Source organism: Streptomyces sp. NPDC058678 (assembly GCF_042714835.1).
Lineage (GTDB): Bacteria > Actinomycetota > Actinomycetes > Streptomycetales > Streptomycetaceae > Streptomyces.
The window spans coordinates 29446-53886 of sequence record NZ_JBHXSG010000024.1; the positions used below are offsets into that span (position 1 = coordinate 29446).

Consider the following 24441-nt stretch of genomic DNA (forward strand, 5'->3'; position numbering starts at 1 on the left):
TGACGCACCCTCAGGAGGAACGCGATGTCCCCCACCTACGACGTGATCGTCATCGGTCTCGGCGGCATGGGCAGCGCCGCCGCCCACCACCTGTCCGCGCGCGGCGCCCGCGTGCTGGGCCTGGAGAAGTTCGGCCCGGTGCACAACCGGGGCTCCAGCCACGGCGGTTCGCGGATCACCCGGCAGTCGTACTTCGAGGACCCGGCGTACGTCCCGCTGCTGCTGCGTGCCTACGAGCTGTACGAGGACCTGGAGCGGGCCACCGGCCGCGACATCGCGATCCTCCCCGGCGGCGTGATGATCGGCCACCCCGACTCCCGGACCGTGTCCGGCTCGCTGCTCTCCGCCCAGCAATGGGATCTCCCGCACGAGATGCTGGACGCGAAGGAGATCCGCCGTCGCTTCCCGACGCTCGCGCCGAAGGACGACGAGGTGGCGCTGTTCGAGAAGAAGGCCGGACTTCTGCGGCCCGAGAACACCGTCGCCGCGCACCTCCAGCTCGCCACCCGGCAGGGCGCCGACCTGCACTTCGAAGAGCCGATGACGCGCTGGGAGCCGTACCGGGACGGTGTTCGCGTGCATACGGCGGAGGACACCTACACCGCGTCCCAACTGGTGATCTGCCCGGGCGCGTGGGCGCCGCGGCTGCTCACCGACATCGGTGTGCCGTTCACCATCGAGCGGCAGGTCATGTACTGGTTCCAGCCGGCCGGGGGCATCCAGCCCTTCCTGCCCGAGAACCACCCGATCTACATCTGGGAGGACGCGGCCGGCGTCCAGGTCTACGGCTTCCCCTCCATCGACGGCCCCGACCTCGGCGCCAAGGTCGCCTTCTTCCGCAAGGGCGAGATCACCACCCCGGAGACCATCGACCGCACGGTCCACGAGGACGAGGTGAAGGCGATGGCCGACCACATGGCCGGCTGCGTCCCGGACCTGCCCGGCACCTTCCTCAAGGCCGCCACCTGCATGTACTCCAACACCCCCGACGAGCACTTCGTCATCGCCCGGCACCCCGCGCACCCCGAGTCGGTCACGGTGGCCTGCGGCTTCTCCGGGCACGGCTTCAAGTTCGTGCCCGTAGTCGGCGAGATCCTCGCCGACCTGGCCCTCACCGGCACCACCGAGCACCCCATCGGCCTGTTTGATCCCGCCCGCCTCGCCGCCGCGCCCGCCTGAGGAGCACGCCCGTGACGACGACCCCCGCCCCCGAGAGCCCACTCTCCAAGGCCCACCAGATCTCCCCCAGCCTGATCGCCACGCTCCCCGGGGACTACTACACCGACCCGGAGATCTTCCGGCAGGAGCAGGAGCACCTGTTCGAGTCGATGTGGTTCTGCGCGGTCCGCAGCGCCGACCTGGCCAAACCGGGCGCCTTCCGTACCGTCCAGATCGGCCGCGAGAACGTCCTCATCACGCGCGGCCGCAAGGGCGAGCTGCGCGCCTTCCTGAACGTCTGCCGCCACCGCGGTGCCCGGCTGTGCCTGGAGGAGTCCGGCGAGGTGCGCCGCAACCTCCAATGCCCGTACCACGCCTGGACGTACGACCTCGACGGCAGGTTGATCGCCGCCCCCAACCTGATCAAGATGCCGGACGTCGACCGGGTCGAGTACGGATTGATCAAGGTGTCGCTGCGCGAATGGCTCGGCTACGCCTGGGTGTGCCTCGCCGACGAACCGCCCTCCTTCGAGGAGACGGTCATGCACGCCGCCGTGGAGCGGCTCGGCGACGTGGCGGCCATCGACCACTACGGCACCGAGAACCTCGCGCTCGGCAAGCGGATCGTCTACGACGTGAAGGCGAACTGGAAGCTGATCGTCGAGAACTTCATGGAGTGCTACCACTGCGCGACGATCCACCCCGAACTCACCGACGTGCTCCCGGAGTTCGCCGACGGCTACGCGGCCCAGTACTACGTGGGCCACGGCGCCGAGTTCGGCGAGGAGATCAGGGGCTTCACGGTCGACGGCAGCGAAGGGTTCGCCAAGCTGCCCTCGGTCTCCGAGGACCAGGACCGCCGCTACTACGCCATCACGGTGAAGCCGACGGTGTTCATCAACCTCGTACCGGACCACGTGATCCTTCACCGAATGTTCCCCCTGGCCGAGGACCGCACGGTCGTAGAGTGCGACTGGCTGTACGCGCCGGAGGTGGTGGAGTCCGGGGCGGACGTGTCGAAGTCGGTGGAGCTCTTCCACCGGGTGAACCAGCAGGACTTCGAGGCCTGTGAACGCACGCAGCCGGCGATGGCGTCGCGTGCGTACCGCAGGGGTGGTGTGCTGGTCCCCACCGAGCACCACATCGGGATCTTCCACGAGTGGCTCGTGGAAAAGCTGGGAGGCAGTCATGCCGGACCTGTTCATTGACGGCGAGTGGCGCGGTGCGGTCGACGAGCGCACCCGCGAGATCCGCTGTCCCGCCGACGGTTCCCTGGTGGGGGTGGTGGACGAGGCGGGCGGCAAGGACACGGTGGAGGCGATCGCCGCCGCCCGCCGGGCCTTCGACGAGGGGCCGTGGCCGCGCACGTCCCCGAACGAGCGTGGTGACCTGCTGCTGCGGGTCGCCGACCTCCTGATCCGGGACAAGGACGCACTCGCCCGCGCCGAGTCCATGGACACCGGGAAGCGGCTCGTCGAGAGCGAGTACGACATCGACGACATCGCGAACTGCTTCCGCTACTTCGGGCGGCTGGTCGCGAGCGAGACCGGCCGGGTCGTGGACACGGGTACGGAGGGCGTCGACAGCCGGGTGGTGTACGAGCCGGTCGGCGTCTGCGCCCTGATCACGCCGTGGAACTACCCGCTCCTGCAGACGGCCTGGAAGGTCGCTCCGGCGGTCGCCGCCGGCAACACCTTCGTGCTGAAGCCGAGCGAACTGACCCCGCACACCGCGATCCACCTCATGCGGCTCCTGACGGAGGCCGGGCTGCCCGCCGGGGCCGGCAACCTGGTCCTCGGCGCCGGCCCGGAGGCGGGTGCACCGCTCGGCGACCATCCGGACGTGGACCTCGTGTCCTTCACCGGCGGCCTGCAGACCGGTCGCCGCCTGATGGTGGCCGCGGCCGCGACCGTGAAGAAGGTCGCGCTCGAACTCGGCGGCAAGAACCCCAACATCGTCTTCGCCGACGCGGACTTCGAGGCGGCCGTGGACATGGCGCTGACGGCGGTGTTCCTGCACTCCGGGCAGGTCTGCTCGGCGGGGGCGCGGCTGCTGGTCGAGGACTCCCTGCACGACCGGTTCGTGGACGAGGTCGTACGCCGGGCCCGACTGATCCGCCTGGGCGGGCCGTTCGACGAACAGGCGCAGACCGGGCCGCTGATCTCGGCGGCGCACCGCTCGAAGGTCGAGGCGTATGTCGCCAAGGGCCTGGAGGAGGGGGCGGTGCTGCGATGCGGGGGTGCGCGCCCGTCCGGGCCGGGCCTCGACGACGGCTTCTACTATCCGCCGACCGTGCTGGACGGGTGCACCGCCCAGATGTCGGTCGTCCAGGAGGAGTCCTTCGGGCCGGTGCTCACGGTCGAGCGCTTCACCAGCGAGGACGAGGTGGTGCGCGTCGCGAACGACACCATCTACGGCCTCGCCGGCGCCGTGTGGACGAGCGACGAGGGCAAGGCGGCCCGGGTCGCTGGGCGGCTGCGGCTCGGCACGGTCTGGATCAACGACTACCACCCCTACGTGCCACAGGCGGAGTGGGGCGGCTTCAAGCAGTCCGGCTTCGGGCGCGAACTCGGACCGTCGGGCCTCGCCGAGTACCGCGAGACCAAGCACATCTGGCGCAACACCGCTCCCGTGTCGCAGGGCTGGTTCGGCTGACTCTCCTGTAACACCATGCACATGGCCTACGCGTATAACGGCCCTCATTGATCCAGGCACCCGCAGCAGTCGCTCCTCCCTCCCCCGGCCCACCAGGAGTCCGCTCATGACGACGACCGAGCAACCAACGTCCGGAGAAAGAGACGACGCCGAACTCGCCGAGTTCGGATACAAACCCGAACTCAAGCGCACCCTCGGCAACTTCCACACCTTCGCCGCCGGAATCAGCTACATCTCGATCCTCACCGGCACCTTCCAGCTGTTCTACTTCGGCTACGGCAGCGGCGGCCCCGCCTACTGGTGGTCGTGGCCGATGGTCTTCGTCGGCCAGTTCATGGTCGCCCTGTGCTTCGCGGAACTGGCCGCCCGCTATCCCGTCGCGGGCTCCGTCTACAACTGGTCGAAGAAGATAGGCAATCCGCATCTGGGCTGGCTCGCCGGCTGGATGATGTTGATCGCGTCCATAGTGTCCATCTCGGCCGTCGCGCTGGCCTACCAGTTGACGCTCCCGCAGATCTCGTCGGCGTTCCAGTTCGTGGGTGACGGCACCGGCAAGTACGACGTGGCGACGAACGCGGTCGTCCTCGCAACCGTGTTGATCCTGTTCACGACCCTGGTGAACGCCTTCGGTGTGAAGCTGATGGCCACCATCAACAGCGCGGGCGTGCTCATCGAGCTGATCGCCACCGTCGTGCTCATCGTGATGTTCGCCGTCCACATCACGCGAGGTCCGCAGGTGGTGACCGACACGGCGGGCACCGGGGCCGGGCACCAGGCGGGCTACATGGGCGCCTTCCTCGTGGCCTCGCTGGCGTCCGCGTACGTCATGTACGGCTTCGACACGGCCGCCTCGCTCGGCGAGGAGTCCCTGGACCCCTCCCGCAACGCGCCGCGCGCCATCATCCGGGCCATCGTCGCCTCGTTCGTCCTGGGCGGCCTGATCCTGCTGCTCGCGCTGATGAGCGTCTCCAGCCTGAAGGGCGACAAGCTGTCCACGGACGGTCTGCAGTACATCGTCCTCGACGTGCTCGGCTCGACGGCCGGCAAGGCGATGCTGTGGTGCGTACTGATCGCGGTGACCGTGTGCGCGCTGGCCGTCCACACGGCGGCGATCCGCCTCACGTTCGCGATGGCCCGTGACAACAACCTGCCCGGGTCCTCCAAGCTGGCCAAGGTCAGCCCGCGTTTCCAGACACCGGTGCTCCCCGCGGTGATCATCGGAATCCTCGCGGTGGCGATCCTCGTCGTCAACATCCGCCAGCCGCAGATCTTCACCGTCGTCACCAGCATCGGCATCATCATGATCTACCTCGCCTACCTCGGCGTCACCGCGCCGATGCTGGTGGCCCGGCTGCGCGGCAAGTGGCAGCCCGCGGGCGACGGAAAGTTCTCGCTGGGCCGCTGGGGACTGCTCGTCAACATCGTCGCCGTGGTGTGGGGCACGGCCATGACGATCAACCTGATCTGGCCGCGGGCCGAGGTCTACAACGCGGCGGCTCCGTACCACTGGTACCTGCGCTGGGGCGCGGTGCTGTTCGTCGCGGTCATCATGGGCGGCGGCTTCGCCTACTACTGGTTCGTCCAGCGGCACCGCACCGGCGTGCTCGCCGAGCACCAGCTGCAGGCCGCGGCCACCACGACTCCCCTCACCGCCCCGGCGGCCGACTGACGGAGGTCAACCACTCATGAGTACCGACGAGTTCGACTATGTGGTGGTCGGCGGCGGCACCGCGGGCAACGTGGTGGCGGCCCGCCTCTCCGAGGATCCCTCGGTCACGGTGTGCGTCCTGGAGGCGGGTCCGAGCGACGTCGGCGACGACGACGTCCTCAAACTCGAGCGCTGGATGGGCCTGCTGGAGTCCGGCTACGACTGGGACTACCCGGTCGAGCCGCAGGCGAGCGGCAACAGCTTCATGCGGCACGCCCGCGCGAAGGTGCTGGGCGGCTGTTCGTCCCACAACTCCTGCATCGCCTTCTGGGCACCGGCCGAGGACCTCGACGACTGGGCCGCCGGGGGCTGTACGGGCTGGAGCGCCGCCGACCTCTTCCCGCTCTACCGGCGGCTGGAGAACAACGACGCTCCCGGCGAGCACCACGGCCGCACCGGCCCGGTGAAGCTGCGCACGCTCAAGAGCGACGACCCGTGCGGCACGGCCCTGCTGGAGGCGTGCGCACAGGCGGGGATCCCGACGACGCCCTTCAACACCGGCTCGACGGTGGTGAGGGGCGCCAACTGGTTCCAGATCAACTCCGACGAGAACAACATCCGCCAGTCGTCCTCGGTCGCCTACCTCCACCCGGTCCTGGGCAAGCGGCCGAACCTGGAGGTACGGACGGGGGTGCGGGCCAAGAAACTGGTGCTCGACGGCCGGCGCTGCGTGGGCGCCGAGTACCTGGACCCGGACCTGATCCACACCCGTGCCGTACGGGCCCGGCGCGAGGTGATCGTGTCGTGCGGGGCGATCGACACCCCGAAGCTGCTGATGCTGTCCGGCATCGGACCGGCCGAGCACCTGCGCGAGGTCGGTGTCGACGTCGTGGTCGACTCGGCGGGCGTCGGCGAGAACCTCCAGGACCACCCCGAGGGCGTCATCATGTGGGAGGCCGCGCAGCCCATGACCACCTCGTCCAGCCAGTGGTGGGAGGCGGGCATCTTCTACGACACCGAGGAAGGGCTGGACCGTCCCGACCTGATGTTCCACTACGGGTCGGTGCCGTTCGACATGAACACGGCCCGCTGGGGCTATCCGACGTCGGAGAACGCGTTCTGCCTCACACCGAACGTCACGCGGGCCAAGTCGCGGGGGACGGTTCGGTTGCGCACCCTCGACTACCGGGACAAGCCCAAGGTGGATCCGCGGTACTTCACCCACGAGCACGACGTGCGGGTGATGACGTACGGCCTCAAGCTCGCCCGTCGCATCGCCTCGCAGCCCGCGCTGAGCGGCTGGGCGGGAGCGGAACTGGCCCCCGGGCCGGACGTGCGGACCGACGAGGAACTGCTCGACTACATCCACAAGACCCACAACACCGTCTACCACCCGTCCTGCACCGTGAAGATGGGGGCGGACGCCGATCCCTCGGCCCCGCTCGACGCGCGACTGCGGGTCAAGGGGATCGAGGGGCTCAGGGTCGCCGACGGGTCCGTCATGCCGGACCTCGTCACCGTCAATCCGTGCATCACGACGATGATGATCGGCGAGAAGTGCGCGGATCTCGTGAGAGAGGACGCGTAAACGCCCTTAGGGGCGCGGGGAACTGCGCGACCAGCCACCACGGTCCCGCAGTTCCCCCTCCACCGCCGTCTACGGGACGCTCGGCGCCGGGCGCTTGAACATCCGCGTCGCGGTGATCTCACTGTGCCCGGCTTCCCCGGCGGGAGCCTCCCGCGGCAGTCCCGGCCGGAGGTGTTCCTCCACCCTGATGTACTTCAGCCCGGCCCTCAGGTCGGCGTCGTTGCGCAAGCGGATGACCAGCGGGAACTCGGCGAGCGCGGTCGTGTCGAACAGACCGGTGGTGTAGAGGAGCTGGACACCGAGCGCGTCCGACACGGCCCGCTGGAGCTCCAGCAGATAGGTCGCGTTGGCGCGCCCGATCGGGTTGTCGAGGAACAGCGTGCCGGCGTGGCGGTGCTTGTCGCGTCCGCGATCGTTCGAACGCAGCGCCGCCATCGTGCAGTACAAGGCGATGGCCGCCGTCAGCAGCTGACCACCGGAGAACACGTCACCCATCTGTCCGACGGGCACGCGCTCGGCGCGCAGGACGGCGTCCGGCTTGAGGATCTCGACGGCGACACCCTTGGGGTGGAGTGCCGCGCCGACCCCGCGCAGCAGCAGGGACATGCCGTCGCGGCGCAGATCGGAGTTCTTCTTGACGGCGGCCCTGGTCGCCTCGTCGATGACCTCGCCCAGCCGCTCGGTGAGGGTGGCCTGGTCGGGCTCCTCGAAGCGGATGCGCAGGAACTCCTGCCCGGACCACTCGCCGAGCCCTTCGGGCAGCCGGGACAGCCGCTGGGCGGACCTGAGCGTGGCCAGTGCCGACTCCACCAGCCCGCGCAGCCGGTCCACGATCGAGTCGCGGTTGCGCTCCAGCTGCTCCAACTCGTCGGTGAGGACGCGCAGTCGGGGCGCGAAGGCGTCGGCCCACTTCTGGGCGTGCTCGGGCAGCGCGGAGGCGGGCAGCTCGCGGATCTGCTGCCGGGCGGGGGTGCGGACCTGCTCGTAGCGCGTGGAGTTGGCGTGCCGGACGAGGATGTCGCTCGCCTCGCGCACGGCTGCCTCGGCGGCCGACAGGTCGGCGGCGCAGCCGCGCAGGGACCGGCGGGCCTCGGCGGCGGACTGCCGGGCCTCCTCCGGGCTGCCGGGGTACGCCTCGGTCTGCTCCGGTTCCTCCTCCGAGGCGGGTTCACGCAGCAGGTCGCGGAGCATCGCGGCGATCTCGTCGAAGCCGCCGGCCGCGTCCTCGGCGGCGCGGTGGGCGTCGAGGAGTTCGGCGTGCGCCTCCCGGGCCTGGCTCAACGCCTCGGAGTGCGAGGCGAGTTCGGACGTGGCCGTCCGCAGCAGGGCCTGGGCGTGCTCGGCGTCGCGCGGCTGGACCTCCTCGGGCAGTTCGGTGTGCGCCTCGCCGTCCTCGGGCGCGTGCCGCTCGGCCTCGCCGCGCAGCCGCCCAAGCTGCTCGCTCGCGCCGGACATCCGGGTCTCCAGGAGCTGCACCAGCTCCTCGGCCCGCGCGACGGCGGCCTGCCGGGACGGGCCGTCGGAGCCGTCGGGCGACTGGAGCAGCTGCTCCGCGCGCGTGCGGACCTTGTTGCTCAGCCGGTCCAGATCGGCGCGCGCCGCGCTCTCGTCACTCTCGGCCCGGGCCTGCTCGGCCCGCAGGTCGGCGCCGACGCCGACCTTCTCGTAAAGCTGGGAGGCGGCTCGATAGGCCTCGCGGAAAGCCGGCAGGGACACCGTGGGGTCCGCCGCGTCGTTCTCCGGTACGTCGTCGGGGGCGCCCGCGATCTCGGAGCGCTCGGCGCGCAGCGCACGGGCGGTGCGGCGAGCGTCGTCGGCCGCGCGCTGGGCGGCGCGCCGGTCCTCGTCGGCGGCGCGCGCACGGTCCAGGCAGATCTGGGCGCGGGCCTCCGACTCGGTCGCCTCGTCGGCGAGTTCGCGCAGCTTGACCTGCCAGCCGGCCCGCTCCCGGAGCCGGAAGGCGAGCCCGGCGAGGGCGTCGGCGGCGCGCCGCGCCTTCTGGGCGGTCTCCTGCCGCTCGTCCCGGACCTGGGCGGCCTCGGCGGCGGCTTCGTCGGCTTCGGCCCGTACGCTCCGCGCCTCGGCGAGTTCGGCCTCGGACTCATCGGCGAACTGCCGTGTCTCCCGGGCGGCCCGGGCCAGCTCGACGAGGTGCCCGGCCGGGCAGCCGGTGCGCCAGGAGGCGAGCCGCGCCGCCAGCTCCCGGTCCTTGCCGAGCCGTGCCGCGAGTTCCCGGATCTCCTCGTCCCGCTCGGTGGCCCGCGCGCGCAGCGCCTGCCGCTCCTCGTCGGCGGCGTGCTCGTCGTGCATGGCCGGGTTGGGCGGTACGAGGAAGACGTCGCCGTTGTCGGAGTCGGGCGCCGGAGTCGGCGCGAGGAGGGCGGCCGCCGTGCCGACCGCCACGGCGGACCGCGGCAGCAGCGCCGCCTCGCTCAGTGCCTCACGGGCACGCGCGTGCGTGTCGGGGTCGGTGATGATCACGCCGTCGACCAGTTCCGGCCGCGCGGCCAGCACTCGCGCGTGGTCGGCCGGGTCGACCGCCTGCGCGAGGTAGCGCCAGCCGGGCAGTGCGGGGATGCCGTGCTCGCCGAGGTACTCGACGGTCGCCAGCACGTCCGGGCCGGGCGGCAGCAGCCCGCCGTCTCCGAGCGCGCCGAGGATGCGGGAGTCGTCGGCGGCGGCGGTACGCAGGTCGAAGAGCTGCCGCTCGGCGGAGGAGACGGCGTCGTCGAGCAGTTCGCGCAGCTCGTCGGCGAAGCGGTCGAGGTCCTCGGGGGTGAGCGCCCCCCGGTCGCTGTCGTCCGTGTTCTGTCGGGGCTGCGGAACCACAGGGGAACGCGTGTCGCCACCGGTCAGGCTCAGCAGCTCGGCCAGCCGTTCCTCGGTCGCCAGCGCCTCGGCGAGGCGGCGCTCGGCCGCGTAGGAGCGTTCGGCGGCCGTGGCCGCGTCTTCCGCGCGGGCCGCGGTGAGCTCTGCGCGGGACTCGGTCGCCGCCGCTTCGCGCGCGTGCTCGGTGGCCCGGCCGGAGGCCTCCCGTGCGGTGTCCCAGGCGGCGACCGCGGCCTTCTCGGCGTCGCTGGCGGCGAGGGCCGCGCGCGCGGGGTCGGCGTCGGGCGCGCTGTCGTCGAGCCAGCCCGCGCGAACCGCCTCGGCGGTCTCCTGCTCGACCTCGCTCAGCCGCTGCCGCAGATGCCCGATCTCGCTGCGGGCGCGCTGCGCCTCGGTGGCGGCGGACGTGGAGTCGCGGTGGGCGCAGTCACTGACCTCCTGGAGGGCGGCGGAGCGCTCCTCCTCCTCGTCGGCGAGGGTCTCGGCGCCCGCCGCGGCCGCGTGCAGGGCCCGTACGAGATCGACGGCGGCCCTGGCCCGGGCGGCCAGCGCCGGGGCCGCGTCCCGCTCGGCCTCCTGGATCGCGACGGCCACGCGGGCCACCCGGTCGGCGGCGGCGCGGTGGCGCAGCACGGCCTCGGCGGCCTGCCAGGCGGAGTGCAGCGTGCGTGCTTCGGCGAGCTCGCGCTTCTGTGCGGCGGCCGACTTCTCACCGGCGGCGAGCGCCAAGGAAGCGTGCCGGTAGGCGAGTTCGGCGGCGATCAGCGCGCTGCGCTCCCGCGCCGCCTCGGCCTGCGTGACGGCGAACGCGGCGGCGGTGACGCCCTGGGCGAGGTCGGCGGCCCGTACCCGTTCCCGGGCCCCGCGCGCGGACAGCCGCCGTGCCAGGGTCCGGGTGCGGCGCTCGGCCCCGGTGTGGATGTCACGGGCGCGGGAGCGGGCCTCGGCGGCCTCGACGATCCGGCCGAGCAGGTCCACCGACCCGGCGGTGAACTCCCGTTCGGCGATCAGCTCGGCGCGTCGCCCCAGTTTGTTGCCGAAGCCGCTGACCAGGTCGGCGAGGCCGTCGGTGTCGCGGGTGTCGGTCACCGCGCGCAGCAGCAGGTCGGTGAAGTCGGAGTCCTTCTTGACCGCGAAGAGGCCGGCGGCCTCGCCCTCGTCGGCGTTCATCTCCCGCTGGTAGCGGAAGAGCTCGGGGTCGAGGCCGAGCTCGCCGAGGTGCTCGATCCACCGGTCGTGGATCTCCTCCCAGTGCACCTCCAAGTGCGGGTAGGCCTTTCCCGCTTCGGTGAGGGCGTCCCGGAAGCCCTTCATCGTGCGCCGACGGCCCTGCGCGCCCGACTGGCCCTCGACGGACGACCGTACGGCGGTGGACTCGGCGACGGGCAGGTTGTCCAGGCTCAGACCGGGCCCGGGCCGGAAGGAGTACCAGGCCTCGGCGAACTTCCGCGGGTCGTTGGAGACCTGGCGCCCGCGCCACTCGCTCACCTTGCCGACGACGACGCACTCGCCGGTCAGGACGTGCTGCCACTCCAGCGCCACGTGACCGCAGTCGTCCGCGAGCAGGAACTTGCGCAGCACACCGGAGCTGGCGCCGCCGAGGGTGTTGCGGTGGCCCGGCAGCATCACGGAGAAGATCAGCTTCAGGAGGACGGACTTGCCGCCGCCGTTCTCCAGGAAGAGCACACCGGCGGGCGCCGGCCGGCGCGGCGGGCCGACGGGCTCCTCCTCGAAGAACTCCGCCTGGGTGGGCGCGGGGTCGGGCACGGGCTCGCCCACACCGCGCAGGTCAAGCACGGTGTCGGCGTAGCGCGCACCGGCGGGCCCGATGGAGTAGAGGCGGACCCGGGACAGCTCGTACATGGCGGACTCTCGTAAGTCTTCGGCAGGTGAGGGGGTTCAGGACTGTTCAGGACTGCGCCGGCGCGTGGAACGGCAGCCCGGCGTCGGCCACCAGTTCCAGGTCGTCGGTGTCCTCGGCGGGCAGCAGGGTCGGCGTCCCGTCGGTGACGGGAACCACGCCCAGCTCCAGCAACTCGGCCATCGCGGCGCTGCCCGCCATGTCCCGCACCTGGAGCTGGTAGCGGGCCGTGGTCCGGTAGGTACCGCCGTTGTCGTCCCCGGTCCGCTGGAGGAACCCGGAGTCGGTGAGGAAGGCGACGGCCTTGCCGACGATGCCGGTCGTCGAACCGGCGAGCCGGCGCGCGTCCTTGGTGGCACCCGTCGCGCTGCGTCTGACCCAGATCCGCCAGGCGGCCTCCAGACCGGGCGCGTCGGTCGCCGGGTCGGTGTTCTCGCCCTGCTCCTCGGCACGCTCCTCCAGACGCCGGCAGGCCTGCCGTACGAACGCGTCGACGCCGTTGACCGAGACGCGCCCGATGTACCCGTCGTCGGCGAGATCCTCCGGCCGCGGGAACGCCATGGCGGCGACGGCGAGATGCGCCAGCCCGTGCAGGAACCGGTCTCCGCCGTCGGCGGACGTCCGGCGCGCGTAGTCGCCCATCCGCACCGCGAACACCGAGTCCTCCGCGGCGGTCACGGCCATCCCCGCGCGCGGGGACACCTCCAGCACGACCAGTCCCAGCCCGGCCGCGACGGCGTCGGCGAGCCGCGCGAACGGCGGATCCTCGCGGTAGCGCCGCAGCAGTTCCGTGTACTCCTGATCCCGGGCGGGCTGCAGTTTGGACTGCAACCCGAAGGCGACGAGCCGCGCCGCGTCGGCGGCGTCGGCGGGCGTGACGGCGGCGGTCACCGGCGCGGGCCCGGCTTCCGGCTCACTCCACTCGACGTGCTCGCTCACGACTGCAACTCCTCGAACTTGACAACGACGGCGAGGGCAACTCCCTCAGGGGCGCGGGGAACTGCGCGACCAGCCACAGCCGGCCGGCAGGCGAAGGACGACATCAAGCGGCCTCCGTCCTGCCGGCTGCCATCCCCACCGCGTCCAACAAGGCCGTCCCCACGATCAAATCGGCCCCGCCGAACTCGGGGTCGTCCAACTCCACCCCGTCGTCCACGGCGAACAACAGCTTCTCCTCGCCCTGCCGGTACGCCGTACCTACCGGCGGGCTGGCCGCGTGCACCGCCAACAACGCGACGAGATACGGCAGATCGGCATCCCGACGCCGAGCCTCCGCAAGCAGCCCCGAAAGTCTCCGCGGCGCATCCGCCGGCAGGTCCAGCAGCTCCATCGCGGCAGCCAACTGCTCCTCGCTGAACCGGCTGTCGTCCGGCGTGGCGATGAGATCCGGCTCCGGCATCTCCGCACCGAGATGCTCCCGCTCCATCGGCGGTGTCAGCAGTATGTCGACGAGGTCCCCCACCCGCACCGACACCGGCGTACGCAACCCCGTCCCACGCGCGAAGAACGCGTCGGTGACGCGGACGGCCTGCTCCAGGGCCAGCGGCAGGACCGGCGCGAGCAGGTGCCCGTACAGGTCCGTGCCCGAGGTCGTCATGGGGGTGGCGAAGGCCTGCCGGTCCTGCTCGGCGCGGAAGAGCGGCCCGGCCTCCAGCAGCCGGGACTGCAACTGTGTGTGCCGTCGGATGCAGTCCTTGACGATGTCCACCAGCTCGGCGGCACGTCGCTTCTGCTCCGGGTCCTCGGACTCGTCGCGCGCCTTGCGGATGTTCGTGAGGATCGCGTTCTCGTGGCGGTACCGGTCGGCGACGTGGTCGAGGGCCTCGGCGATCATGTCGGGGACGGTGTTGAGCCAGTCCACCGCGCGGACGTTGCGCCGGGTCGCGTCCAGGGCTCTGCGCAGCGTCTCCGAGTACTGGACCGTGCGGTAGCGGGCCTGCTCGGCGGCCAGTTGGGCGTCGGCGAGGCGGCCCCGGCTGATCAGCACCTCCAGCTTGACCTCGGCGGCGATCTGCGCGCTGGTGACATCGGTGTCGAGGGCGCCGACCAGGACGTTGACCGCCTCGTCCGTCGTACGGAGATAGACCGAGCCGCCGGGGCCGGGCACCTCCTCGATCAGCTTGAAGTCGTAGTCACGGCGCACATACGTGCCGTCCTGCGCGAACGTGCCGTACACCGCGCGGAAGCCGCGGTCCACGCTGCCGACGTTGATCAGGTTCTCCAGGACCCAGCGGGCCACCCGCTCGTGCTCGGCGACGGGCCGCTGCGGGGCCTGGGCGGCGATGCGCGGGATGAGCCGGGCGACGATCTGGTCGTGGTCGGCGCCGGTGTCGAAGTCCATGTTCAGGGTGACCAGGTCGATGGCCGCGAGGGCCACCTCCGCCATGCCGTACACCGAGTACTCGCCGGCGAGGTTGGCCTTGCGGGCGTCGAGGTCGTGCAGCGGCGCGGTGCAGGCGAGCGCGCGCAGCCGCCGCGCCAGTCCCTCGTCGGCGGCCGGTCCCGGTGCGGGGCGCGGCCCCGCGCTGAGCTGGGGCGGAACGCTGTCCGTCGATGCAGGCGAAGTCACGGTGCACAGACTAGGTCCTCGGTCTGACAACGGCCCAAACGACGCAGATGCGCCCCGGGGTCACGGTTGTCACACCATGGCGGCGGTCTCGCTAGCCGTCCTCGCCGACCCGCCGCCGGTACACCTCGACGACGCGCTCCAACGAGTCGTCGAGGTACACGGCCAGCAGCTTCTCGGCCTCGTCCTTGTTCCCCTCCTGCAGCGCCTGCAGGATCTGCTGGTTGCGCGCGAGGTACGGCTCGTGCAGCCGGTGCGGGTCGTCCACCAGGTGAAAGGCGAGACGCAGTTCGGCGAAGACGCTGCGCATCAGCTCGTCGGTCCGGCCGCTCGCCGCGAGCGCGACCAGCTCCCGGTGGAAGTGGATATTGGCGGTACCGAGTACTTTCCAGTCACCGTCACGCGCCGCGCGCTGCCCCTCCGCCACTGCCTCCGCGAGACCGTCCAGAGCGTACGGCGGCTCACCGAGACCCCGTACGACAGCGCACTCGACGAGGCGGCGGGTCCGGTAGATGTCCTCCACGTCCTCCACGGTCAGGACCCGGACGAAGACGCCCCTGTTCAACTCGTGGACGAGCAGGCGTTCATGCGTGAGCAGCCGGAACGCCTCGCGCAGCGTGTTGCGGGAGACGCCGAGCGCGCCGCCGATGCTGTCCTCCGACAGCCGGGTCCCGGGTGGGAAGAAGCCCTCGGCGATACGGCTCCTGAGGATGTCGGAGACCCGCTCGGCCGTGCTCGTGCGACCCAAAAGGGCGCGGTCGTCGGCCAGTCCGGCCAGCTGCTCTGCCATGCCCGGAATTCAATCGCAGATACAAGAACGAAACAACAGGGGTATTGAAGGATCGTTCAACGATCCTCTACCTTGCTACGAACGGCGCATCCTCACCGCGGCGCCTTCCGCCCCCGCACGGCACGGCTCAGTCCCCAAGCACCCTCCGTCCTCCTTCTGCGAGGTGCCCATGAGCACGACCCCTCCACCGCAGGCCCTGCCCACCGACGCGCAGCCCGCGCCAGACGAACGCCTCGACGACGAAGGTGCGTTGGGCTGGCTGCGTGCCCTCGGACCGCGCGGCCGCCGCGCCTTCGCGGGCGCTTTCGGCGGCTATGCCCTGGACTCCTACGACTACTTCACGCTGCCGCTGAGCATGGTGGCGTTGGCCGCCTACTTCGGCCTGGACAGCGGCCAGACCGGCCTGTTCACCACCGTCACCCTCGTGGTCTCCGCGGTCGGCGGCGCACTGGCGGGCGTGATGGCCGACCGGGTCGGCCGCGTCAAGGCGCTGATGATCACGGTGATCACCTACGCGGTCTTCACGGTCGCCTGCGGTTTCGCGCCCAACTACGAGACCCTGCTGGTCTTCCGCGCCCTCCAGGGCCTCGGCTTCGGCGGCGAGTGGGCGGTCGGCGCGATCCTGGTCGCCGAGTACGCGAGCGCCAAGCACCGGGGCCGCACGCTCGGCGCGATCCAGAGCTCCTGGGCCGTCGGCTGGGCACTCGCCGCGATCATGTACACGCTGGTGTTCTCGTTCGTCGGCGACGACTTGGCGTGGCGGATCATGTTCTGGACCGGCGCCCTGCCCGCGCTGCTGGTCATCTGGATGCGGCGCAAGGTGCAGGACGCGCCGGAGGCGATCGCCGTACGGGAACGGAGCACCCAGAAGGGCTCGTTCGCGGCGATCTTCAAGCCCGACCTGCTGCGCACCACCGTCTTCGCGGTCCTGCTCTCCACCGGCGTCCAGGGCGGCTACTACACCCTCGCCACCTGGGTGCCGACGTACCTCAAGACCGAGCGCGGTCTCTCCGTGGTCGGCACCGGCGGCTACCTGACGTTCCTGATCTCCGGCGCCTTCCTCGGCTATCTCACCGGCGGCTACCTCACCGACCGGCTGGGCCGCCGCCGCAACATCTGGCTGTTCGCCCTGCTGTCGGCCCTGTGCATCCTGGCGTACGCGAACATTCCGAGCGGTTCCAACACCCTGCTCCTGGTGCTCGGTTTCCCGCTCGGGTTCTGCATGTCCGCGATCTTCAGCGGCTTCGGTTCCTTCCTGAGCGAGCTGTACCCGACGGCGGTGCGCGGCACGGGGCAGGGCTTCACGTACAACACCGGTCGCGCGGTGGGCGCCGTCTTCCCGACCACCGTCGGCTTCCTGGCCGACAGCTGGGGTGTGGGCGGTGCGCTGGTCTTCGGCGCGATCGGCTACGGCCTCGCCGCCCTGGCCCTGCTCGGGCTGCCGGAGACGCGCGGAAAGGAACTCGCGTGAACCGCACACAGGACCGTCCCCTCACGGTGACGAACGACCGCCCCCTGACCCTCGTCGACGAGCACGCGCACGCGTGGAGCCCGGCAGACGCCAGGACCCGCTTCCGCGCGGGGCTGGTGGGCCCCACCGCCGGGATCGCGGCCGGCCACACCCAGGCCAACCTGATCTCGGTGCCGGCCGACTGGGCGTACGACATGCTCCTGTTCTGCCAGCGCAACCCCAAGCCCTGTCCGGTCCTGGACGTGACGGACGCGGGCTCCTGGACCACCGTCCTCGCGGACGGCGCCGACCTGCGCACCGATCTGCCGCGCTACCGGGTGTGGCAGGACGGCGAGCTGGTCGACGAGCCGACGGACGTGCGGGCGCACTGGCGGGACGACCTGGTGTCGTTCCTGATCGGCTGCAGCTTCACCTTCGAATGGGCGCTGTCCGAGGCGGGCGTCCCGATCCGCCACGTCGAGCAGGGCCGCAACGTCCCGATGTACGTCACCAGCCGCCAGTGCCGCCCGGCGGGGCGGCTGCACGGCCCCATGGTGGTGTCCATGCGCCCGGTGCCGCCGGAGCACGTGGCGACGGCGATCCGGGAGAGCAGTCTGCTCCCGGCGGTGCACGGCAGCCCCGTGCACTGCGGCGATCCGTCGGCGCTCGGCATCGACGATCTCGGCCGCCCCGACTTCGGCGACCCGGTGGCCGCCGAGCCGGACGACATCCCGGTGTTCTGGGCCTGCGGAGTGACCCCGCAGGCCGCGGTGATGGCCTCGCGCCCGCCGTTCGCCATCACTCACGCACCGGGACAGATGTTCCTCACCGACGCCCGCGACGAGCAGTACCGCGTGGCCTGAGCAGGAGACACTGGAGACATGACCTCGATCGATCTGAACGCCGATCTCGGCGAGGGCTTCGGCCGCTGGCGGCTGACCGACGACGATCAGTTGCTGACCGTCGTCACCAGCGCCAACGTCGCCTGCGGCTTCCACGCCGGGGACCCCGCCACCATGCGGCGGGTGTGCGAGCTGGCGGCCGCGCGCGGGGTACGGATCGGCGCCCAGGTCTCCTACCGGGACCTGGCGGGGTTCGGGCGGCGCGCGATGGACGTGCCGTCCGCCGAACTGGCGGCCGAGGTGGCCTACCAGATCGGCGCCCTGGAGGTGTTCGCGCGCGCGGCGGGCTCGCGGGTGTCCTACGTCAAGCCGCACGGCGCGCTCTACAACCGTGTCGTGCACGACGAGGAGCAGGCCGGCGCGGTCGTCGCCGGCGTGCTCCTCGCGGGCGGCTCGCTGCCCCTGCTGGGGCTGCCCGGCTCACGCGTGCTGGAACTGGCCGGGAAGGCGGGCCTTCCGGCCGTCACGGAGGCGTTCGCGGACCGCGCGTACACCGACGCGGGCACGCTCGTGCCGCGCGGCCGGGACGGTGCCGTGCTCACCGACCCGGAGACGGTCGTGGAGCGCTCGCTGGGCCTGGCCCGCGCCGGTACCGTCATCTCGCATTCCGGGGCACCGATCGAGGTACGCGCGCGTTCTCTGTGCCTGCACGGGGACACTCCCGGCGCGGTGGACCTGGCCCGCCGGGTCCGGGAGCGGCTCGAGTCGTCCGGCGTCAAGGTGGAGGCCTTCGTATGAAGGCCCTGCCCGTCGGTGACAGCGCCCTGCTCGTCGAGGTGGCCTCGGGCGAGGAGGCCCAGGCCCTGCACGCCGAGCTGGTGCGCCGCCGCGCGGAGGGCTCGTTGGCGGTCCGCGAGATCGTCCCCGCGGCCCGCACGGTCCTCCTCGACGGCCTCGACGACCCGGCCCGCCTGGCGTCCGAACTGACCACCGCCGAAGTCCCGCCCGAGCCCCCGCGCGCGGGTGACGTGATCGAGTTGCCGGTGCGCTACGACGGCCCCGACCTGGCCGACGTCGCCGCCCTCTGGGGCGTCCGTGAGGAGGAGGTGGCCCGTATCCACGCGAGCACCGAGTTCCGGGTCGCCTTCTGCGGGTTCGCCCCCGGCTTCGGCTACCTCGCCGGTCTGCCGTCGCGCTACGACGTGCCGCGCCGGGCCACCCCGCGTACGGCCGTCCCGGCGGGCTCGGTGGGGCTGGCGGGCCCGTACACCGGCGTGTACCCGCGTTCGTCGCCGGGCGGCTGGCAGCTGATCGGCACCACGGACGCCGTGCTGTGGGACCACGCGCGCGTACCGGCCGCCCTGCTGTCGCCGGGCACGCGCGTGCGCTTCGTTCCGACCGGACCGGAGGGGACGTCATGACGGACCGCGCTCTCTCCGTCGTGCGTGCCGGAGCGCTCACCACCGTCCAGGACCGGGGACGCCCGGGGCACGCCCACCTGGGTGTACCCCGCTCCGGCGCGCTGGACGGACCGGCGGCCGACCTCGCCAACCGGCTGGTCGGCAATCGCCCCGAGGCCGCCGTCCTGGAGACCACGCTCAGCGGCTGTGCGCTGCGCCCCCGATCGACGGTCACCGTCGCCGTGACGGGCGCGCCCTGCCGGATGACCGTGGACGGACACCCGGTCGCCTGGGGCGCTCCGGTGCGCGTGCCCGCCGGTGCACTCCTGGAGGTGGGGGCGGCCGTCTCCGGAGTACGCAGTTATGTGGCCGTCTCCGGCGGCGTCGTCGTGGAGCCGGTGCTCGGCAGCCGTTCCACGGACCTCCTCTCGAGGCTCGGCCCGCCGCCCCTCAGCGACGGCGCGGTGCTGCCCCTCGGCAGCCCGGAAGAGCTCCACGCCCGCGTGGACGTCGCCCCGCAGCCGGCGCCCCCGGCCGAACTCGTCCTGCGCGTGACGCCGGGTCCGCGCGACGACTGGTTCACGCCGGAGGCGGTACGGGCCTTCACCTCGCGCACGTTCCGGGTGTCCTCCGCGAGCAACCGCATCGGACTGCGCACGGAGGGCCCCGCGCTGGAGCGGGCCCGGACCGGCGAACTCCCCAGCGAGGGCATGGTGCTGGGCGCCGTTCAGGTCCCGCCGGACGGCAGGCCCGTGGTGTTCCTCGCCGACCATCCGACCACCGGCGGCTATCCGGTGATCGGCGTCGTCCGCACGGCCGACCTCCCGGCCGCCGCACAGGCGGTGCCGGGTACGCCGGTGCGCTTCGTGGCCGTACGCCGCCGGTGAACCCTAGGCGGCGTCCGGCTGCTGATCCGGCACCGACAGTGCGGCGAGTGCCGCGGACACCGCCGCGGAGGCCCGAAGATCGAGCCGGGCGCTCGTCCCGCGCGCGCGGTGCCGCACCTCGTCGGCGGCGAGCGTCAGAAGCTGCGGCAGCAGATCGGTGCACCGCCGGGCCACCCAGCCGGTGCCGGCGGTGGCCAGCCACCACAGGCTCGCCGACCTGGTGGGCGCGGGGAACTCGGGCTCGGGCGAAGGGGCGCTGCCCGTCGCGAGGCCGCGTTCCGCCAGCAGCGCGTGGAAGCGGACGGCCAGTTGCCGGTGCCCCCGCTCGCCGGGGTGCAGCCGGTCCGCGCTCCACATCGCGCGGTCCACGAGCCAGGCGCCCTCACAGGCGTGCAGGTGCACGGCCCCGTACCGCTCGGACAGCGCGTGCACCACGGCGTTGACCGCCCGCTGGCGCCTGGCCAGCGGACGCGCCAGGGCACCCGGTAGCCCGAGCATCGCCCCGGGGTCAGGCAGACACGCCGTGAGAAGGACCGCGCCCTGCCCGGTGAGGGCCGAGTACACCGCGTCGAGGCGCTCGGCGACGGCCCGGACGTCGAAGGCGCAGCGCAAGGTGTCGTTGACACCGATGACGACGGACGCCAGGTCCGGCCGTAGTGCCAGCCCGGCGGGCAGCTGCCTCTCCAGCACGTCACGGGTCTGCGCCCCGCTGAACGCGAGGTTGGTGAACTCCACGGACCCGAAGGACGCCGCGCCGAGCCCGCCCGCGAGCAGCGCGGCCCAGCCACGCCACCCCTCGCCGACGGGATCGCCCACACCCTCGGTCAGTGAGTCGCCGAGGGCGACGAACCGCAGCGGTCTCATGTCACGCCCCCGGGCACGAAGGGCCGTACGGACGCCACCGCGTCGTGCGCGTCGAGGAACGCGGCGACCGCCGTGTCCCACCCGAAACACTCGGCACGCGCGCGTGCGGCCTCCCGCCGCTCCTCCTCGGGCCGGTCCAGGAGCATGTCCACGGCGTCCGCGAAGGCGCCCCCGTCGTCGGCCGCGACGGCCCCGGCGGAACCGATCACCTCCGACAGTGCTGACGAGGCACTGGCCACGACGGGCGTGCCGCAGGCCATCGCCTCCAGAGCGGCAAGGCCGAACGTCTCGGCGGGCCCCGGCGCCAGGCACACGTCGGCCGACGCCTGCAGTCCGCCCAGCGACGCGGGGTCGGAGACGTGCCCGAGGAACGTCACCGGCAACCCGCGCTCCCGCGCCCGCTGTTCGAGCCGGGGCCGCAGTGGCCCGTCCCCGGCCACCACCAGCACGGCCCGCCGCCCGCGCCGTACCAGCGCCTCCAGGGCGTCAAGCGCGGTGCCGGGCCGCTTCTCCACGGACAGCCGGGAGCACATCACCAGCAGCACCTCGTCCACGCGCGCGTGCCGGGCACGCAGCCCGGGGTCGCGCAGCGCGGGGTGCCGCTGCACCAGGTCGACGCCGAGCGGTGCCCGTACGACGTTGCGCGCCCCGATCCGCACGAACTCCCGCTCGGCGAACTCCGTGGTGCACACCACGCGCGCGTACGTGTGTGCCGTACGGACGTTGAGGGCGTCCGCGGCGCGCCGGGCGGCGCCCTCCGGCAGTCCCCAGGTGCGCAGCACGCCGTCGGCGGTCTCGTGGGAGACCATCACGGCCGGGACGCGGGCGCGCCGCGCCCACTTGCCGGTCCACCGGAGCGTCGTCCGGTCGGAGACCTCGAGGCGGTCGGGGGCCAGCTCCTCCAGAAGCCGCGCCACGCGCCGCTTGTCGGTGAGGACGCGATATCCGCCCGTGCCCGGCAGCAGCGGACCCGCCAGGGTGATCACCCGCCCCTGTTCGGTCTCCCGGTCGCCGGCGCGCTCACCGGGCACGACCAGTACCGGCTGGTGCCCGGCCGCCTTGTAGCCCTTGCCGAGCTCGCGCAGCGCGGTGCGCAGACCGCCCGAGGCCGGTGCGACGAAGTTGGCCAGCCGTACTATCCGCAACGAGCTCATGCCGCCACCACCGTCTTCCGCGCGGCGAGCACGCTGTCGTAGTGCCCGATCAGCTGGTCGCCGACGGCCGCCCAGGTGCGCCCCTCGACCGTCGCGCGCGCGGCGGTGCCGAACGCGTTGCGCAGGCCGGGGTCGGCGGCCAGGGACCACACCGCGTCCCGTACGGCGTCCGGGTCGCTCGGCGGGACCAGCAGCCCGGTGCGCCCGTGGGCGACCAGGTCCAGCGGTCCGCCGGCGGCGGGCGCGACGACGGGCACACCGCTCGCCATGGCCTCCTGCACGGTCTGGCAGAAGGTCTCGAAGGGGCCGGTGTGGACGAAGAGGTCCAAGGAGGCGAAGATCCGGGCGAGTTCGTCGCCGGTGCGGCGGCCCAGGAATGTCGCGCCCGGCAGCGCCTGGTCCAGGCTCGGCCGGCTGGGCCCGTCGCCGACGACCACGACCCGGACGCCGTCCAGGCCACAGACGCCGGCCAGCAGTTCGACCTGCTTCTCGGGGGCGAGCCGGCCGACGTAGCCGACGATCAGCTCGCCGTCGGGGGCGAGTTCGCGGCGCAGCGCCTCGTCCCGCAGTTCGGGGCGGAAGCGGGCGGTGTCCACGCCCCGCCGCCACAGCCGTACCCGGGGCACCCCGTGTGCTTCCAGGTCGTGCAGGGCCGGGCCGGAGGGCGCGAGGGTGAGGTCGGCGGCCGAGTGGACGGAGCGTATGCGCCGCCAGGCGGCGGCCTCGCCGGCGCCCATGTAGGTACGGGCGTATCCGGCCAGGTCGGTCTGGTAGACGGCCACGGCGGGAACGCCGAGCCGGGCGGCGGCGGCCATGCCGCGGACGCCGAGGACGAAGGGGCTGGCCAGGTGGACGACATCGGCGCGGTGCTCGGCGATCGCCGCGGCCACGCGCCGGCTGGGGAGGGCGACGCGGACCTGGGGGTAGCCCGGGAGCGGTAGGGAGGGGACACGGATGACAGGGCACGGCGCGAGGGCGTCGGGCCCGCTGCCGGCCGCGGTGGCCGGCGCGACGACGAGCGGAAGGTGACCGCGATCTACGAGGTGCCGGGCGGTCTGGAGCGCGCAGTGGGCCACGCCGTTCACGTCGGGGGGAAAGGATTCGGTCACGATGACGACACGCATACCGGTGTTCTCGCCGGGCTGGACGTGGCCGCGTCAACGTGGATCTTTCCGGACGAGGAACGTCGTGTGAGCGTTGCGCTGCACACCCGAGCAGGTCGGACCGCGTCCATGCCCGCCTGACCCGCGGGTCACCGATCGTTCACATGGCGGGCGCGTCCGGTCCGATCCGGCTGCGTACCGCCGTCTGGACCTCGGCCTCCTCGGCCGGATCGGCGGCGAGCCTGCGCAGTCGCTCCACGACCCGGGTGTCACCGGTCTCGGCATGCCGGGCGGCGATCTCTCGGGTGGTCTCCTCGCAGTCCCACAGGCACTCGACGGCGAAGCCGGCGGCGAAGGACGGGTCGGTGGCGGCGAGGGCGCGAGCGGCCCGTCCGCGCAGATGGGACGAGGCGGTCTCGCGGTAGATGTGCCGGAGTACGGGGGCCGCGCAGGCGATGCCGAGGCGCCCGGTGCCGTCGACGAGGGTCCACAGGGTCGGCGCGTCGGGGCCTTCGCCCCGTACGGCCTCCCTGAGGGCCGCTAGGACGAGTTCGCTGTCCTGGGCCCCGCCCCGGCAGGCGAGCATCCGGGCGGCGGCGGCACCGAGGGGGTCGGGCCTCCGGGCCCAGCCGCGCGCCTGGTCGACCGCGGCGGCACCGCGCATGCGTTCGAAGGCGTCCACGGCCGCTTCCACCACGGCCGCCGAGCCGGTGACCACGGCGACCTCGATCAAATGGAGGGCGTCCGGATCATTGCTGTCGGCGAGATAGCGCAAAGCGGTGCAGCGGGCGCCGTCGGTGCCGTCCTTGGCGGCCCGCAGGATCTCCGGCCGATCCTCGGGACCGGCGACGGCCGTGAGGCAGCGGGCGGCGGGGACATGGAGCGCTGCACCGCGCTCGACGCCCTGCTGGGCCCACTCGAAGACCGCCTGCACGCTCCACCCCGGACGGGGCCCGGTAGGTCGCATCTGGCGTTGCCAGCGGTCGAAGCAGCCCGTCTCATGGGCGGCACGCACACGCGTGGCGATGGATTCGCGCGGATCGTCGGCCCACAGCCGCCAGGGGCGGGGCTCGAAGGCGTCACGCACGACGGCGGCCAACTCGGCCTCGCCCTCGGCGTCGGTCGCGAAGCGTGCCAGGACGGGGGCCGCGAGGGCCCGCAGTCCGGCGTCGTCGTCGCGCAGCGCCAGTTCGTCCAGGGCCCAGGCCCAGTTGGCGCCCGAGGCGGCGTACCTGCGCAGCAGTTCGAGCGCGTCCCGCCTGCCGTACGAGGCGAGATGGCCGAGGACGGCGAGGGCGAGCCCGGTGCGGGACTCCTCGGTGTCGAAGACGTCCTCGACGTCGAAGAGGTGCGCCTCGATCTCGTCCAGTTCGCCGTTCAGGTCGAGGTAGAGACGGGCGTAGTAGAGGGAGCGGTTCTCCACCTGCCAGTCGTGGCGGGGATCACGCAGAACACAGTGGTTCAGGGCCGCGAGCGCTTCGGCGCGCGGTGCGGTGAGCGCGTGCAGTGTGCCGTCGCCGCGGCCCCGCTGAAGCAGGCCGAGCAGCGTGCCGCTGGGCGCTATGACCGGATCGAACATGGGAAACAGCCTCACATCAAGCGTCGACGCAACCGGGGACGTGCATTACCTGGCCGCGTGACAACAC

General features: G+C 72.4%; 18 protein-coding genes. 10 read left to right on the forward strand and 8 right to left on the reverse strand.

Features of this window, described 5'->3' with window-relative positions:
- The first annotated feature begins 24 nt into the window (after positions 1 to 24).
- From solA to ACFWWR_RS22180, 5 genes are all read left to right on the forward strand, one after another.
- On the forward strand, positions 25 to 1179 hold the full coding sequence (solA, locus tag ACFWWR_RS22160) for an N-methyl-L-tryptophan oxidase (protein ID WP_384304908.1): 1155 nt from the start codon (positions 25 to 27) through the stop codon (positions 1177 to 1179).
- Positions 1180 to 1190: 11 nt separating this feature from the next.
- On the forward strand, positions 1191 to 2366 hold the full coding sequence (locus tag ACFWWR_RS22165) for an aromatic ring-hydroxylating dioxygenase subunit alpha (protein WP_383865911.1): 1176 nt from the start codon (positions 1191 to 1193) through the stop codon (positions 2364 to 2366).
- Positions 2347 to 3813, forward strand: coding sequence for an aldehyde dehydrogenase family protein (locus ACFWWR_RS22170; protein WP_383865909.1), 1467 nt, complete (start codon positions 2347 to 2349; stop codon positions 3811 to 3813). The genes ACFWWR_RS22165 and ACFWWR_RS22170 overlap by 20 nt, the downstream gene beginning before the upstream one ends.
- Before the next feature lie 106 nt (positions 3814 to 3919).
- The gene (locus tag ACFWWR_RS22175; RefSeq protein WP_383865907.1) at positions 3920 to 5482 is read left to right on the forward strand and encodes an APC family permease; all 1563 of its coding nucleotides are present in this window, start codon (positions 3920 to 3922) and stop codon (positions 5480 to 5482) included.
- Between the two features lie 16 nt (positions 5483 to 5498).
- Positions 5499 to 7049: a GMC family oxidoreductase gene (locus tag ACFWWR_RS22180; RefSeq protein WP_384304910.1), complete on the forward strand. Its 1551-nt coding sequence runs from the start codon at positions 5499 to 5501 to the stop codon at positions 7047 to 7049.
- A 69-nt stretch (positions 7050 to 7118) separates the two neighbouring features.
- On the opposite strand, the gene ACFWWR_RS22185 is transcribed toward ACFWWR_RS22180, so the two are convergent.
- The 4 genes from ACFWWR_RS22185 to ACFWWR_RS22200 form a co-directional block, all read right to left on the reverse strand.
- Positions 7119 to 11741: a hypothetical protein gene (locus ACFWWR_RS22185; protein ID WP_384304912.1), complete on the reverse strand. Its 4623-nt coding sequence runs from the start codon at positions 11739 to 11741 to the stop codon at positions 7119 to 7121.
- Positions 11742 to 11787: 46 nt separating this feature from the next.
- A complete protein-coding gene (locus tag ACFWWR_RS22190) occupies positions 11788 to 12678 on the reverse strand; it encodes a hypothetical protein (protein WP_383865901.1) in 891 nt (296 codons plus the stop codon).
- A gap of 103 nt (positions 12679 to 12781) precedes the next feature.
- Positions 12782 to 14308, reverse strand: a complete 1527-nt coding sequence (locus ACFWWR_RS22195; protein WP_383865899.1) for a hypothetical protein — start codon at positions 14306 to 14308, stop codon at positions 12782 to 12784.
- Positions 14309 to 14399: 91 nt separating this feature from the next.
- The gene (locus ACFWWR_RS22200) at positions 14400 to 15095 is read right to left on the reverse strand and encodes a GntR family transcriptional regulator (RefSeq protein WP_383865897.1); all 696 of its coding nucleotides are present in this window, start codon (positions 15093 to 15095) and stop codon (positions 14400 to 14402) included.
- Between the two features lie 169 nt (positions 15096 to 15264).
- Between ACFWWR_RS22200 and ACFWWR_RS22205 the strand changes: the two genes are divergently transcribed.
- Genes ACFWWR_RS22205 through ACFWWR_RS22225 form a run of 5 tightly spaced genes read left to right on the forward strand, consistent with a single transcriptional unit; the run spans position 15265 to position 19674 of the window.
- Positions 15265 to 16566, forward strand: a complete 1302-nt coding sequence (locus ACFWWR_RS22205) for an MFS transporter (protein WP_383865895.1) — start codon at positions 15265 to 15267, stop codon at positions 16564 to 16566.
- A complete protein-coding gene (locus tag ACFWWR_RS22210) occupies positions 16563 to 17408 on the forward strand; it encodes a putative hydro-lyase (RefSeq protein ID WP_383865893.1) in 846 nt (281 codons plus the stop codon). Before ACFWWR_RS22205 ends, ACFWWR_RS22210 begins: the two co-directional genes overlap by 4 nt.
- Positions 17409 to 17426: 18 nt before the next feature.
- Positions 17427 to 18185 carry a LamB/YcsF family protein gene (locus ACFWWR_RS22215; protein WP_383865891.1) on the forward strand — a complete coding sequence of 253 codons (759 nt, stop codon included), beginning with the start codon at positions 17427 to 17429 and terminating at the stop codon, positions 18183 to 18185.
- Entirely contained in the window at positions 18182 to 18808 is a 627-nt protein-coding gene (gene pxpB / locus ACFWWR_RS22220; protein WP_384304914.1) for a 5-oxoprolinase subunit PxpB, read from the forward strand. The genes ACFWWR_RS22215 and pxpB overlap by 4 nt, the downstream gene beginning before the upstream one ends.
- Complete coding sequence (locus ACFWWR_RS22225; protein ID WP_383865887.1) at positions 18805 to 19674, forward strand: biotin-dependent carboxyltransferase family protein; 870 nt, start codon at positions 18805 to 18807, stop codon at positions 19672 to 19674. Before pxpB ends, ACFWWR_RS22225 begins: the two co-directional genes overlap by 4 nt.
- Before the next feature lie 3 nt (positions 19675 to 19677).
- On the opposite strand, the gene ACFWWR_RS22230 is transcribed toward ACFWWR_RS22225, so the two are convergent.
- The 4 genes from ACFWWR_RS22230 to ACFWWR_RS22245 all read right to left on the reverse strand — a co-directional run bounded on the left by ACFWWR_RS22230 (position 19678) and on the right by ACFWWR_RS22245 (position 24374).
- Complete coding sequence (locus ACFWWR_RS22230) at positions 19678 to 20538, reverse strand: SGNH/GDSL hydrolase family protein (RefSeq protein WP_383865885.1); 861 nt, start codon at positions 20536 to 20538, stop codon at positions 19678 to 19680.
- A complete protein-coding gene (locus ACFWWR_RS22235; RefSeq protein WP_383865883.1) occupies positions 20535 to 21692 on the reverse strand; it encodes a glycosyltransferase in 1158 nt (385 codons plus the stop codon). Before ACFWWR_RS22235 ends, ACFWWR_RS22230 begins: the two co-directional genes overlap by 4 nt.
- Positions 21689 to 22816: a glycosyltransferase family 4 protein gene (locus tag ACFWWR_RS22240; protein WP_383865881.1), complete on the reverse strand. Its 1128-nt coding sequence runs from the start codon at positions 22814 to 22816 to the stop codon at positions 21689 to 21691. Before ACFWWR_RS22240 ends, ACFWWR_RS22235 begins: the two co-directional genes overlap by 4 nt.
- A 139-nt stretch (positions 22817 to 22955) precedes the next feature.
- Positions 22956 to 24374: a HEAT repeat domain-containing protein gene (locus ACFWWR_RS22245; protein WP_383865879.1), complete on the reverse strand. Its 1419-nt coding sequence runs from the start codon at positions 24372 to 24374 to the stop codon at positions 22956 to 22958.
- Positions 24375 to 24441 lie beyond the last annotated feature (67 nt).

What these genes read in the sequence shown, in the direction of transcription:
- solA (WP_384304908.1), top strand. Translation starts at nt 25, where the DNA reads ATGTCCCCCACCTACGACGTGATCGTCATCGGTCTCGGCGGCATGGGC.
- ACFWWR_RS22170 (WP_383865909.1), top strand. Translation starts at nt 2,347, where the DNA reads ATGCCGGACCTGTTCATTGACGGCGAGTGGCGCGGTGCGGTCGACGAG.
- ACFWWR_RS22175 (WP_383865907.1), top strand. Translation starts at nt 3,920, where the DNA reads ATGACGACGACCGAGCAACCAACGTCCGGAGAAAGAGACGACGCCGAA.
- ACFWWR_RS22180 (WP_384304910.1), top strand. Translation starts at nt 5,499, where the DNA reads ATGAGTACCGACGAGTTCGACTATGTGGTGGTCGGCGGCGGCACCGCG.
- ACFWWR_RS22185 (WP_384304912.1), bottom strand. Translation starts at nt 11,741, where the DNA reads ATGTACGAGCTGTCCCGGGTCCGCCTCTACTCCATCGGGCCCGCCGGT.
- ACFWWR_RS22200 (WP_383865897.1), bottom strand. Translation starts at nt 15,095, where the DNA reads ATGGCAGAGCAGCTGGCCGGACTGGCCGACGACCGCGCCCTTTTGGGT.
- ACFWWR_RS22205 (WP_383865895.1), top strand. Translation starts at nt 15,265, where the DNA reads ATGAGCACGACCCCTCCACCGCAGGCCCTGCCCACCGACGCGCAGCCC.
- ACFWWR_RS22215 (WP_383865891.1), top strand. Translation starts at nt 17,427, where the DNA reads ATGACCTCGATCGATCTGAACGCCGATCTCGGCGAGGGCTTCGGCCGC.
- pxpB (WP_384304914.1), top strand. Translation starts at nt 18,182, where the DNA reads ATGAAGGCCCTGCCCGTCGGTGACAGCGCCCTGCTCGTCGAGGTGGCC.
- ACFWWR_RS22225 (WP_383865887.1), top strand. Translation starts at nt 18,805, where the DNA reads ATGACGGACCGCGCTCTCTCCGTCGTGCGTGCCGGAGCGCTCACCACC.
- ACFWWR_RS22230 (WP_383865885.1), bottom strand. Translation starts at nt 20,538, where the DNA reads ATGAGACCGCTGCGGTTCGTCGCCCTCGGCGACTCACTGACCGAGGGT.
- ACFWWR_RS22235 (WP_383865883.1), bottom strand. Translation starts at nt 21,692, where the DNA reads ATGAGCTCGTTGCGGATAGTACGGCTGGCCAACTTCGTCGCACCGGCC.
- ACFWWR_RS22240 (WP_383865881.1), bottom strand. Translation starts at nt 22,816, where the DNA reads ATGCGTGTCGTCATCGTGACCGAATCCTTTCCCCCCGACGTGAACGGC.
- ACFWWR_RS22245 (WP_383865879.1), bottom strand. Translation starts at nt 24,374, where the DNA reads ATGTTCGATCCGGTCATAGCGCCCAGCGGCACGCTGCTCGGCCTGCTT.